Genomic DNA, 12,465 nt, shown 5'->3' with positions numbered 1-12,465 from the left:
CGGTGATCCCCAGATGGGCAGCCACCCGATCACGTTCAAAGCAACTCAAGTTGATCGTGCGCAGGTCCAGAGCGCCTGTGCGAAAATTCCGGGTTGACAGATCGGTAAATGATCAGTCTTCCACCAGATCGGCGAGAAAGGCCACGACCTTTGCAACCGGCATCTCGCAGGGAAACAGCCGCGCGCCGCCGCTCAGGTCATACAGGTTGAGGCTGATGTAATCGCGGCCGCCCAGCTCGGTCGCCACCAGCTTGACCGACCGCCCCCCGGCAAACACGGATTTGGACACGGAATACCGCCGCCCGCCGGACCGGCCAGTATTCGTGCCAATGGGCCAGGCGCGCAACCGCGCCAGCGCCTGATCCCTCACGCCGATTTCTGGCCGATCTTCGGCTCGGTCCCGGCCCTCAGCCGCGCGATATTGGCCCGGTGCCGCCAGAACACCATCAGCGTCAGTACGACGCCCAGAGCAAATCCGCTGCCATGACCCAGAGCCACCAGCCAGAAGGTCGAGCTGGCCGCCGCCACCAGCGCCCCCATGGACGAGATCCGCGTCACCGCCGCCCCTGCCAGCCAGCTCAGGCAGCAGGCGATGCCGACCGGCCAGGCCAGCGCCAGCCATAACCCCAGAAAGGTCGCAACCCCCTTGCCGCCCTTGAACCCCAGCCAGACCGGATAGCAATGGCCGATGAACGCCGCCAGCGCCGCCACCTGTGCCGCGTCCTCGCCCGCGAACAGCCGCGCCAGCAGCACCGCCACCGCCCCCTTGCCACCATCCAAAAGCAGGGTCAGCGCCGCCGCCCCCTTGTTGCCGGTGCGCAGCACATTGGTGGTGCCGATATTGCCCGAGCCGATCTTGCGCAGATCGCCCAACCCCATGGCGCGGGTCAGAATCAGGCCAAACGGTACCGAGCCCAGACCGTAGCCGACCGCGGCCCACAGGATCAGCAACATCACGGGCGTGTCGAAAGCGGGCATCAGTCTCTCCGGTAGACGGCCTGTCCGGCCACATAGGTCGCCAGCACCCTACCTTGCATCCGCTGGCCGTCAAACGGGGTGTTCTGCGATTTTGACCTGAGCGTGAACCGGTCCAGCACAAAGGGCACATCCGGGTCGAACAGCACCAGATCGGCGGGCGCCCCCGCGCTCAGCCGCCCCGAGGCCAGCCCCAACCGCCGCGCCGGGTTCAGCGCCATGGCGCGGAACAGGGTGGGCAGGTCGAGCTGGCCTGCATGATAAAGCCGCAGCGCCGCCGGAAGCAGCGTTTCCAGCGCCACCGCCCCGCTCGCGGCCTCCTCGAACGGCAGCCGCTTGCTTTCCTCGTCCTGTGGCGTGTGCATGGAACTGATCGTGTCGATCAGGCCCGTGCGCACGGCCTCGATCACCGCCTGCCGGTCATCCTCAGACCGCAAGGGAGGCTTGACCTTGAAAAAGGTGCGATAGCCCGACACATCCAGCTCGTTCAGGGTCAGATGGTGGATCGAGGTACCGGCGGTAATGTCCAGCCCATTGCGCTTGGCGCGTTCCAGCGCAGGCAGGGCGCGCGCGGTGGTGATCTGGTCGGCGTGATACTTCGCCCCGGTCATTTCCAGCAACGCGATATCGCGGTCCAGACCCATCCGCTCGGCCATGGGCGACACGGCGGGCAGGCCATAGAGCGCTGCGAACTTGCCGCTGGTGGCCGCCGCCCCCTCGCTCAGCCCCGGCTCCTGCGGATGCGCGATGACCAGCGCGCCCAACGACCGGGCATAGGTCAGCGCGCGGGAAAACACCTTGGTATTGGCAACCACATGGTCGCAATCGGTAAACGCCACCGCGCCCGCATCCAGCAGGAAGCCGATCTCGGTCATCTCGCGCCCCTGCCGCCCCTTGGTCAGCGCCGCCATAGGCAGCACGTTGACCGGCGTATCGGCCTGCGCCCGGCGGGTGACAAACTCCAGCGCCTCGGGCGTGTCGATGGCGGGGTTGGTGTCGGGCCGGGTGACGATGGTGGTGACACCGCCCGCCGCCGCAGCCTGTCCTGCGGATTTATAGCTCTCCTTGTGGCGCTCGCCCGGCTCGCCCACCTTGACGCCGATATCGACGATACCGGGGGCCAGGCATTTGCCGCCGCAATCGACCACCTCGACATTGTCGGGCACGCCGATCTCGTGGCCCTGCGCCACGATCCGCCCGCCTTCGACCAGCAGCGCGCCGCGTTCATCGGTGCCCGCCTCGGGGTCGATCAGCCGGGCATTGGTGAAAAGGATGTTACTCATGTCATCGCCCTTTCGATGGCGGCCTTGGTGGCGGCCGGGTCCGCCTGGTACTTGATCAGGTGCTTGTCACCACCCCTGGTGATCACCTGCACATAGCTGCCCATGGTCCGCACCATCTCGATCTGGCCGAGCGGCACCCGGTGACCCGGGCCGCTCAGAATGCCGTCCGAGATTTCCCAGACCACCGCCAGTTCCTCCGACGCCAGGTACCAGCCCCTCAGCGCAATCGCGGCGAGGCCCGCCGGCGCACCGGTCCAGACATAGGGGTTGTCCATCGCCCAGAGCACCGCCATGGCGCCGCCCATGGCAATCGCCGCCATCCAGGTGTGGTTGCGGATATAGGCCCCACGGTCGGCGGGAAAGCGGAGTGTCGCGCCGCTCATGTCCGTGCCCCCCGGACGGCGGTCAGGCCGCCGAAGCCGTTAACAGATGATGAAATTGCCGTTGTACAAAACGGCACATTCGCCGTCTGGGGCCGGTACAAAACGGTCAATTCGCGGGTCAAAAGATCAGCCATGCCAGCCCCCCGATGATCAGCGACATGACGACGGCAAAAAGCGTAAACCCGATATTACGCGCCTTGCGCCTCGCCTCGCGCGGCGGCAGACGCGGCGCGGAATGGGGCAGGGCGCTCGCCGTCTCGATCGGTGTCCCGCTCCAATCGGTGTCTTCTTCGCGATATTCTCCCACCGGCTCCAGCGTTTCGGGCAAGGTAATTTCGACCGGGTTCCCGCCGAACGCCCGGCTTCTCAAAAGCAGTATCCAGCCCTTGTGCGCGGCCAGTTCTGCGCGGTCCAGATGGTCCTCGGATATCCCGCAACCCTCTGTAAGATAAACATAAAGACCGAGGTCTTCGAGGTCGGAGACCGGGAAGACCTCGACATGATCCATGTCGAGCGCATCGAGCCCCAGGAGTTGCGCCACCGCCCCCGGCTCGCGCAGGAACCGCGCCTCCTCGGGCCGCATGTTCAGGGCGTAGAGGCGGATCAGGCCGCTCTCGTTCCGGGGGACGCTCAGCCGGGTCATGCCGCCCCGCGCAGGTTGCGCGCCAACAGCTCCATCGCCGCCATGCGCACGGCGACACCCATCTCCACCTGCTCCTGGATCACCGACCGGTTGATGTCATCCGCCAGGGTCCCATCAATCTCGACCCCCCGATTCATCGGCCCCGGATGCATCACAATCGCATCCGCCTTGGCCAGTCCCAGCTTCTCGCGGTCCAGCCCGTAGCGGTGGTAATACTCGCGCTCGGACGGGATGAAACCGCCATCCATCCGCTCTTTCTGAAGCCGCAGCATCATCACCACATCGACGTCTTTCAGACCCTCTCGCATGTCGTCATAGACCTCGGCGCCGAACGCGGCGAACTGCGCGGGAACCAGCGTCGGCGGCCCGATCAGGCGGATGCGGTTTTCCATTTTTCCTAGCAGAATCAAATTGGAACGCGCCACGCGGCTGTGCGCGATGTCGCCGCAGATGGCGATGTTCAGCCGGTGCAGCCGCCCTTTCGCCCGGCGGATCGTCAGCGCATCCAAAAGCGCCTGGGTCGGGTGTTCGTGCCGCCCGTCGCCCGCATTCAGCACCGCGCAATTGACCTTCTGCGCCAGCAGGTCCACCGCGCCCGAATGGGGGTGCCGTACCACGAGCAGGTCGGGATGCATGGCGTTCAGCGTCATCGCGGTGTCGATCAGGGTCTCGCCCTTCTTGATCGAGCTGGCCTGCATCGACATGTTCATCACATCCGCGCCCAGCCGCTTGCCCGCCAGTTCGAAACTGGCCTGTGTGCGGGTCGAGTTTTCAAAGAACATGTTGATCTGGGTCAGCCCCGACAGCACGTCGGAATGCTTGGCCGATTGCCGGTTCAGATCCACATAGGTCTCGGCCAGGTCCAGAATGGCGGTGATATCGGCGGGAGACAGCTGTTCGATGCCAAGCAGGTGTCGGTGGGCAAATGACATGGGCGGCTCCGGTCAGGCGATTGCGCCGCTTATAGAAAGCGCGCGGGCCGGGGGCAATACGGCCCGTCGCCTCAGTTGGCTGGGGCGCAGCCGCCTTCGGGCAGGCAGGTCTCGCCGGGCTTGCACCAGGCGCCGCGTCCGCAATCGACCGCCAGTTGCGGCACGCAGCCCCGTTCGGCCGAACATTTGAAGCCGGGCCTGCATTGCGATCCGGTCTCTTCGCACAGGTACCAGCCGACGCGGCTGCACCCTCCCCCGGGCAGGCACTGAGTCCCCGCCGGACAGACCCGCCCGTCCTTGCAGGGTGGGCTCTGGGGCAGGGTCAGCTCCGGTTTCGGCAGGGGGATACAATCGCCGGAAACCGAACAGGTCATCCCGGGCCCGCAGGTCAGGCCTGTCTGGCATTTGCCCACGCCCTTGGGCGCGCATCGGGTGCCCCCGGCGACGCAATCCTCGAATGGCCCGCAGGACCGGCCGCCGCCGCAATAGATGCCACCCAAGGGCACGCAATACCCGTCCCAGCTGCAACTCTGCGACAGGCCGCAGCAGTTTGACGCCCCACATTGGGCGGTACCTGCCGGACATTCTGCTGCCCGAGCGTCATGAAACGCGGCGACAAACAAGATGATCAGGCATAGTGGTAACAGGCGAAACATGTTGCCATGCTCGGCTGCGCGTCGCGCGCTGTCCAGCGGCAATCCGCTTTCCCTTGCCGCGCAGACGGTTAGATTGGGGGCATGGAATCGGCACTTGATCCTCATGCGGCGCTGGCCCTGCTGGAATGGCAGGTGGAACTGGGCGTGACCGAAGCGATCGGCGACGCGCCGGTGGATCGCTATGCCTTGGCCGATACCGCGCCGCGCCTGGACCGCGCTGCTGTCGTGGCGTCTACCGCCCCAGCCGTGCCGCAAAAGGCGCCTGCAATGGATCCGGTGCAAGAGGCGCGCAAGGCTGCGGCCAGCGCGACCGCGCTGCCGTCGCTGCGCCAGGCACTGGCGGAGTTCGACGATTGCGAGTTGAAGAAGGGCGCGCGCAACCTTGTCTTTGCCGACGGGATGCCGGGATCGCGGGTGATGATCATTGGCGAGGCGCCGGGCCGGGACGAGGACCGCGAGGGCCGGCCCTTTGTCGGCCGGGCCGGGCAACTTCTGGACCGGATGCTGGCGGCCATTGGCCTCGACCGGCAGAAAAACGTCTATATCACCAATGTCCTGCCCTGGCGGCCGCCGCAGAACCGCGACCCGCTGCCGCTCGAGATCGGCATGATGAAACCGTTCCTGGAACGGCATGTGGCGCTGGCACAGCCACAGGTTCTGGTGCTGATGGGCAATATCAGCTGTGACGCGGTGCTGGGAAAACGGGGCATAACCCGGCTCAGGGGCCAATGGACCCAGGCGATGAACCTGCCGGTCATGCCGATGTTCCATCCCGCCTATCTGCTGCGCCAGCCGCAGATGAAGCGGCAGGCCTGGGCCGATCTTCTGGAACTCAAGGCAAAATTGAGGGAGCAGTGATGCGCATACTGGCCTTTTCCGATCTGCACATGGCGCGCGCCCGGGCCGCCGCCTTGGTTGAGGCCAGCCTGGAAGCCGATATCGTGATCGGGGCAGGGGATTTCTGCAACGGCAGACAGGGGTTGGATCAGGCGATGGCGATGCTGGCCGGGATCATGGTGCCGCTGGTCCTGGTTCCGGGAAACGCCGAAAGCGCTGCCGAACTGGAGGCCGCCGCACCCGAAGGCGTGCATGTGCTGCACGGCACTTCGGCCACGGTGGACGGAATACGGATGTTCGGGCTGGGCTATGGCGTGCCGCCCACGCCCTTTGGCGCCTGGTCCTGCGACATGACCGAGGGCGAGGCCTCGGAGATGCTGGCGCGCTGCACCGCTGCCGATATCCTGATCACCCATTCGCCGCCAAAGGGGTTCGGGGATGTCACCTCGGATGGCAAGTCGGTCGGGTCGACCGCGATCCGCGACGCGATCGAACGGGTGCAGCCGCAACTGGCGCTGTGTGGTCATATCCATGACAGCTGGGGCGCGCGGGGCAGCATGGGGCGGACGCGGCTTGCAAACCTGGGTCCCACCGTGAACTGGTTCGAGTGGCCGCAATGATCGACCCTATCACGCTCTTGACGTTTTTGCCTGCCGCGCTGGCGCTGAACCTGACGCCGGGTGCCGACATGATGTTCTGCCTCGGCCAAGGGTTGCGATCTGGTCCGCGTGCCGCCTGGGCGGCCAGCGCCGGTATCTCGGCGGGCGGCATGGTGCATGTCGCGGTGGCCGGGCTGGGTCTGGGGGCTGCCGTGCAGGCGATGCCCTGGCTGTTCGACGCCATCCGCTGGGTCGGCGTGGCCTATCTGCTGTGGCTGGCCTGGGGGGCGCTGCGGCAAGGGGCCGTTGCCGCCGATACCCCGCCGCGTGCCGCGCGGCATGCCTTTCGCGACGGGATGCTGGTGAACCTGACCAACCCCAAGGTGATCCTGTTTGTGCTGGCCTTTATCCCTCAATTCGTATCGCCCGAGGCGGACCCGATCCTGCCACAGTTTCTGGTCTTCGGTGCCATCATCGGGGTCGGCGGGTTTGTCATCAACGGGTTGGTGGGGCTTTTTGCGGGCGGCCTCGGGCGCCAGCTAACAGGCAATCCGCGCCTGGCCCGCATCCTGGGCCGGGTGACGGCGGGCATCTTTGCCGCGCTGGCGCTGCGGCTCGCCATTCTTGAAAGGACCTGATCCGCCATGCCGCGCATCGACGAAAGCCTCGAATTCATTCCTGTCCGCATCGCGGTGCTGACCGTGTCCGATACCCGCTCGCTGGAAGAGGACCGTTCGGGCCAGACCCTGGTCGACCGGATTGCGCGGGCGGGGCATGTGCTGGCCGACCGGCGCATCATTCGCGACGAACGCGCCCAGATCGCCGACCAGCTGCGTGCCTGGGTCGCCGATCCGGGTGTCGATGTCATCATATCGACCGGCGGCACCGGCCTGACCGGGCGCGACGTGACGGTCGAGGCGCATCGCGATGTCTATGAAAAAGAGATCGAGGCATTCGCCACCGTCTTTACCCTGATCTCGATGGAAAAGATCGGAACGTCGGCGGTTCAGTCGCGCGCCACGGGCGGGGTTGCGGGGGGCACTTACCTGTTTGCGCTGCCCGGCAGCCCGGGCGCCTGCAAGGATGCCTGGGACGCGATCCTGGAAAAACAGCTCGATTACCGCCATCGTCCCTGCAACTTTGTCGAGATCATGCCACGATTGGATGAGCATCTGCGACGGAAATAGGTCAGGATCACGTTCAAGCATGTGAGGCTTGGCAATTTTCCCGGGCCTCCTAGCTTGTTATGATACTGTCACTTGCGACCGGAACCCGGTAAACGATGCGATTTCTTCGGCAAAGCCTGCTTGGTGTCTTTCTTGCCTCGATCGCCCTGGCCCTGCTGATCTGGGCTGGGCAATTGGTGTCGGACGCCGTGCAATCCCGGATGAACGCCGACAAGAAACCGCCCGCAGCCCGTGAACGGGTGTTTGCGGTCAATGTACAAACCGCACAAACCGGCACTGTCACGCCGGTTCTGGAAGCATTTGGCAAGGTACAAAGCCGCCGAACGCTTGAATTGCGCAGCGCCATGGGCGGGCGGGTCGTCAGCCTATCCGACAATTTTGTCGAGGGCGGCGCGGTTCGTGCGGGCGAGGTTCTGATGCAGATAGACCCGGCCAAGGCGCAGACCGAACTGGACCGGGCACGCTCGGATCTGATGGATGCCGAGGCCGAGGCGCGCGATGCCGCCCGGGCCCTGGTCCTTGCAGGCCACGAGTTACAGGCGGCCGAGGATCAGGCCGCCCTGCGCGCGCAGGCGATGAAGCGTCAGCAGGATCTGGTCGAGCGCGGGGTGGGCAGTGCCGCCACGGCGGAATCCGCCGAACTGGCGGATGCCCAGGCACGTCAGGCGGTTCTGTCCCGCCGGATCGCGGTGGCCCAGGCCGAGGCGCGGGTGGATCAGGCCGCGACCCGGCTGGCGCGGGCGCGGCTGGCGCTGGATATGGCCGGGCGCGATCTGGCTGAAACCGAAGTGTTCGCGAGCTTTGACGGCACGCTCAGCGGAGTAACGCTGGTCAAGGGGAGGTTGGTCTCGGTGAACGAGAAACTGGCCGAACTGATCGACCCGACCGCATTGGAAGTGGCCTTTCGGATTTCGACGGCGCAATATGCGCGCTTGCTTGACGTTTCCGGCAGGTTGATCGGTGCCCCCGTCACCGTCGAGTTGGATGTAACCGGCGCCGATCTGGTCGCCAAGGGCAGCATCAGTCGTGACAGCGCGGCGGCGGGCGAAGGCCAGTCGGGTCGCGTCATCTATGCCGGGCTGGATGCGGCGCCGGGGTTCAAGCCGGGCGATTTCGTAACGGTTCGGGTCGAAGAACCCCCGCTTGCCAATGTCGTGCAACTGCCCGCCTCGGCGCTGGATGCATCGGGGACAGTGCTGGTGCTGGGTGCCGAAGACCGTCTGGAGGTTCTGTCAGTGACGTTGCTGCGGCGCCAGGGCGACCATGTTCTGGTCCGGGGCGAAGGGCTGGAGGGGCGCGAGGTGGTGATCGGCCGCACGCCATTGCTGGGGCCGGGAATCAAGGTTCGCCCGCTGCGGGTCGAAGCGGAGGTCGGTGAACCGGATGTCTCGCTGCTGGAACTGTCCGACGAACGCCGGGCGCGCCTGGTCGCGTTTGTCGAAGGAAATGACCGGATGCCGGCGGATGTGAAACAGCGGCTGCTGGGCCAGCTTGGCGAAACCCACGTGCCCGCACGCCTGGTGCAGCGGCTGGAAGAGCGGGCTGGGGGCTGACCGGCATGGTCCGCGATATCCCCAAAGCCGCTGGCGGGCTTCTGAGCTACTTCACGCGCCATCGGACTGCCGCGAATCTGCTGCTTATGGTCCTTCTGGTGCTGGGCGCCGCGGCCATTCCGAACATGCGGGCGCAGTTCTTTCCCGATGTGATCGTGCAGAACGTGACGGTCAATGTCGAATGGGAAGGGGCCGGGCCCGAAGATGTGGACAGCGCCATCGTGCAGGTTCTGGAACCTGCCTTGCTGGCGGTCGACGGCGTGGAAAGCTCGACAGCCACCTCGCGTGAGGGGCGCGCCGATGTCACGCTGGAATTCGAACCCGGCTGGGACATGGCGCAGGCCGCCGATGACGTGCAGGCGGCGGTGGATGCAATAACGACATTGCCGGAGGATGCCGAGGAGCCCTCGGTGCGTCGTGGGGTCTGGCGGGATCGGGTAACCGATGTTGTCATCACCGGGCCCGTCTCGCCCGAGCAGTTGGCGCGATTTACCGATGAACTGATCGTCCGGCTGTTCGAGATCGGGGTGACGCGGACCACGATCCGGGGTCTGGCCGCGCCGCGCACGGTCGTCGAAGTGCCATCGGCCAAGCTGATCGCCAATGATGTGTCCATGTCCGAAATCGCGACGGCGATTGAGGCCGAGGTCACGGGTGATCCGGCGGGCGATGTGGCCGGAGCAAACGCGCGCATCCGCACCGGGGTGGAAAAACGCAGCCCCGAAGAGATCGGCGGGATCGTCCTGCGCTCGAACCCCGATGGGTCCAAGCTGCGTGTTTCGGATGTGGCGACGATCCGGGTCGAAGGGGTCACGCGCAACCGGAGCTATTGGGTCGGGGACCAGCCCGCGATGTCGGTCCGGGTGGATCGGTCGGATCAGGGCGATGCGATCAAGGTTCAGCATCAGGTCGAAGAGCTGGTCGAGGTGATGGAGGCAGGTCTGCCGCAGGGCGTGACCATGGATCTGATCCGGACCCGGGCCGAAGCGATCACCGACCGTCTGAACATTCTGGTCGACAACGGGCTTGTCGGGTTGGGACTGGTCGTTCTGCTGCTGTTCTTGTTCCTGAACGCGCGGACGGCGTTCTGGGTGGCGGCGGGTATCCCGGCCTCGATGTTCGCGGCGGTGGCCCTGATGTATGCAGCCGGGCTCACGATCAACATGGTGTCGCTGTTCGGGCTGATCATCACGCTGGGTATCGTGGTGGATGATGCCATCGTGGTCGGGGAGCATGCCGATTTCCGGGCGCGGAGGCTGGGGGAGCATCCGGTCGTGGCCGCGGAAACCGCCGCAAGACGCATGGCGATGCCGGTCTTTGCCGCGACGCTGACCACGATCATCGCGTTTTTCGGCCTCGTGTTCATCGGAGGGCGGTTCGGCGATCTGATAAAGGATATCCCCTTTACCGTGATCGCCGTGCTGGCCGCGTCGCTGGTTGAATGTTTCCTGATCCTGCCCAACCACATGTCCCATGCCATTGCGCATTCAGCCAAGGAGCACTGGTACGACTGGCCGAACCGGGTGGTGAACAGGGGGTTTCGCTGGCTGCGCGACCATCTGTTCCGCCGTTTCGTGGGCTGGGTCGTGCGGGCGCGCTATGTCGTTCTGGCGGGCACGGTGACGGTTCTTGCCAGCCAGGCGGCGCTGTTCATCACCGGCGATGTGCAATGGCGGTTTTTCAATGCGCCCGAACGCGGCTCGGTCACCGGTAATTTCAGCATGGTTGAAGGCGCCACCCGCGACGACACGATGGCGATGATGCGCGAGTTGCAGCGCGCCACCGAGGAACTTGGCCGCATCTACGAAGAGCGCCACGGCCGCAACCCGATAGACTTTGTGATGGCCGAGATCGGCGGCAATGCGGGGCCCGGGCTGGCCGGTGCCGACACCAAGGATGCGGATCTGCTGGGCGGGATCTCGATCGAATTGATCGACGCCGATGAGCGCCCCTATTCCAGCTTTGCTTTTGTCGGAGAGTTGCAGGATTTCGTGAACCGCCACCCCAAGGTCGAGACGCTGAGCTTTCGTGGCTGGCGTTCGGGGCCGGGTGGCGATGCGCTTGACGTGCAGTTCTATGGCGCCTCGGCGCAGGTGCTGAAATCGGCCGCTGAGGATCTGCAAACCGCGCTGTCGCGGTACCCGGAGGTTTCGGCGGTCGAGGACGATCTGAGCTATGACAAGGAAGAGATCGTATTGGACCTGACGGCGCAGGGTCAGGCGCTGGGCTTTACCGTCGATGCGCTGGGCCGGGCGCTGAGGGCGCGGCTGAACGGGATCGAGGCGGCAACCTATCCCGACGGGCCACGCAGCGCGCAGATCCGGGTCGAGCTGCCAGAGAACGAGCTGACCGCCGATTTCCTGGAGCGGACTTTGATGCGGACGCCGCAAGGTACCTATGTTCCGTTGGCCGATATCGTTTCGGTCACTCAGCGCACCGGGTTTTCCACCGTGAAACGGGAAAACGGCATTCGGGTTGTCTCGGTAACCGGGGATGTTTCCGAAGACGATCCGGCGCGGGCGGCCGAGATCTCGACGGCGCTGGAAACCGAGATCCTGCCACGGATCGCCAGCGAACGTCAGGTCGAGTGGCGGCTGGCGGGGTTGAGCGAACAAGAGGATACCTTCCTGACCGAGGCGGCCTCGGGCCTGATCCTGTGCCTGACCGGCATCTACCTGGTACTGGCCTGGGTCTTTGCCAGCTGGACCCGGCCACTGGTGGTGATGGCGATCATTCCCTTCGGGCTGGTCGGCACGATCTGGGGTCATTACATCTGGGAGGTTCCGCTCAGCATGTTCACGGTGGTAGGGTTGTTGGGGATGACCGGGATCATCATCAACGACTCGATCGTTCTGGTGACGACGATTGACGAATATGCCGAAACGCGCGGACTGATCCCCTCGATCATCGACGGTACCGCGGATCGGTTGCGGCCGGTTCTGCTGACCTCGCTCACGACGGTGCTGGGCCTTGCGCCGCTGCTGTATGAGAGCTCGCAACAGGCGCAATTCCTGAAACCGACCGTGATCACTCTGGTCTACGGGCTGGGGTTTGGTGTGCTGCTCGTGCTGCTGGTTGTGCCGGCCCTGCTGGCAATTCAGCGCGATGTGGTCCGGCCCCTGACCGCGCTGAAGCGTGCGCTGCGCGGACCGGACAGGTTGGCGCGCTGGGCGGTTGTCGCCTGCGGCGGCGCGACGCTTGGCTGGCTTGGCGCAACCGTTGTTTGGCCGGTGGTCTTTGGCACCCTGCCTCAGCGCCTTGTCGAATCGCTGCCGCAAATCGCGGACCGGCCCCCCATGGTGGCAGGCATGGCCCTGTTCGTGACGGGTGCATTTGCCTTGATGCTGTTGACGATGGCGGTCTCGAGCGCATTGTTCGCCCGTCGGCGCGGTCGCCAGCCGCAATAGACCGCCGAAC

At 65.3% G+C, this 12,465-nt stretch carries 13 protein-coding genes; 6 read left to right on the top strand and 7 right to left on the bottom strand.

All coding sequences use genetic code 11. The annotated features are described in order from the left end of the window. Window positions 1-112 precede the first annotated feature (112 nt). The 7 genes from OE747_RS13775 to OE747_RS13745 form a co-directional block, all read right to left on the bottom strand. Window positions 113-370: a hypothetical protein gene (locus tag OE747_RS13775; protein WP_404818319.1), complete on the bottom strand. Its 258-nt coding sequence runs from the start codon at window positions 368-370 to the stop codon at window positions 113-115. Further along, window positions 367-978, bottom strand: coding sequence for a glycerol-3-phosphate 1-O-acyltransferase PlsY (gene plsY, locus OE747_RS13770; protein ID WP_263829159.1), 612 nt, complete (start codon window positions 976-978; stop codon window positions 367-369). Before plsY ends, OE747_RS13775 begins: the two co-directional genes overlap by 4 nt. Next, window positions 978-2,258 carry a dihydroorotase gene (gene pyrC, locus OE747_RS13765; protein ID WP_263829158.1) on the bottom strand — a complete coding sequence of 427 codons (1,281 nt, stop codon included), beginning with the start codon at window positions 2,256-2,258 and terminating at the stop codon, window positions 978-980. The genes plsY and pyrC overlap by 1 nt, the downstream gene beginning before the upstream one ends. After that, window positions 2,255-2,641, bottom strand: coding sequence for a hypothetical protein (locus OE747_RS13760; RefSeq protein WP_263829157.1), 387 nt, complete (start codon window positions 2,639-2,641; stop codon window positions 2,255-2,257). The genes pyrC and OE747_RS13760 overlap by 4 nt, the downstream gene beginning before the upstream one ends. A gap of 118 nt (window positions 2,642-2,759) precedes the next feature. Then, window positions 2,760-3,284, bottom strand: a complete 525-nt coding sequence (locus OE747_RS13755) for a hypothetical protein (RefSeq protein ID WP_263829156.1) — start codon at window positions 3,282-3,284, stop codon at window positions 2,760-2,762. Continuing rightward, a complete protein-coding gene (locus tag OE747_RS13750; protein ID WP_263829155.1) occupies window positions 3,281-4,216 on the bottom strand; it encodes an aspartate carbamoyltransferase catalytic subunit in 936 nt (311 codons plus the stop codon). The genes OE747_RS13755 and OE747_RS13750 overlap by 4 nt, the downstream gene beginning before the upstream one ends. Window positions 4,217-4,287: 71 nt before the next feature. Then, complete coding sequence (locus OE747_RS13745) at window positions 4,288-4,722, bottom strand: hypothetical protein (protein ID WP_263829154.1); 435 nt, start codon at window positions 4,720-4,722, stop codon at window positions 4,288-4,290. 231 nt (window positions 4,723-4,953) lie between these two features. Here OE747_RS13745 and OE747_RS13740 point away from each other — a divergent pair, with 231 nt between their 5' ends. The 6 genes from OE747_RS13740 to OE747_RS13715 all read left to right on the top strand — a co-directional run bounded on the left by OE747_RS13740 (window position 4,954) and on the right by OE747_RS13715 (window position 12,455). Continuing rightward, window positions 4,954-5,730, top strand: a complete 777-nt coding sequence (locus tag OE747_RS13740) for a uracil-DNA glycosylase (RefSeq protein WP_263829153.1) — start codon at window positions 4,954-4,956, stop codon at window positions 5,728-5,730. Next, window positions 5,730-6,329 (top strand): metallophosphoesterase family protein, encoded by a 600-nt coding sequence (locus OE747_RS13735; protein WP_263829152.1) that lies wholly within the window; start codon window positions 5,730-5,732, stop codon window positions 6,327-6,329. The genes OE747_RS13740 and OE747_RS13735 overlap by 1 nt, the downstream gene beginning before the upstream one ends. Continuing rightward, a complete protein-coding gene (locus OE747_RS13730) occupies window positions 6,326-6,946 on the top strand; it encodes a LysE family translocator (RefSeq protein ID WP_263829151.1) in 621 nt (206 codons plus the stop codon). Before OE747_RS13735 ends, OE747_RS13730 begins: the two co-directional genes overlap by 4 nt. A 6-nt stretch (window positions 6,947-6,952) precedes the next feature. Next, complete coding sequence (gene moaB, locus OE747_RS13725) at window positions 6,953-7,495, top strand: molybdenum cofactor biosynthesis protein B (RefSeq protein WP_263829150.1); 543 nt, start codon at window positions 6,953-6,955, stop codon at window positions 7,493-7,495. Between the two features lie 95 nt (window positions 7,496-7,590). Next, window positions 7,591-9,048: an efflux RND transporter periplasmic adaptor subunit gene (locus OE747_RS13720; RefSeq protein WP_263829149.1), complete on the top strand. Its 1,458-nt coding sequence runs from the start codon at window positions 7,591-7,593 to the stop codon at window positions 9,046-9,048. Between the two features lie 5 nt (window positions 9,049-9,053). Continuing rightward, on the top strand, window positions 9,054-12,455 hold the full coding sequence (locus OE747_RS13715) for an efflux RND transporter permease subunit (RefSeq protein WP_263829148.1): 3,402 nt from the start codon (window positions 9,054-9,056) through the stop codon (window positions 12,453-12,455). Window positions 12,456-12,465: the final 10 nt, after the last annotated feature.

Source organism: Ruegeria aquimaris (assembly GCF_025751555.1).
GTDB lineage: Bacteria > Pseudomonadota > Alphaproteobacteria > Rhodobacterales > Rhodobacteraceae > Ruegeria_B > Ruegeria_B aquimaris.
The sequence above is the reverse complement of the archived record's forward strand: the minus strand, read 5'-3'. Positions and strand labels throughout refer to the sequence as shown.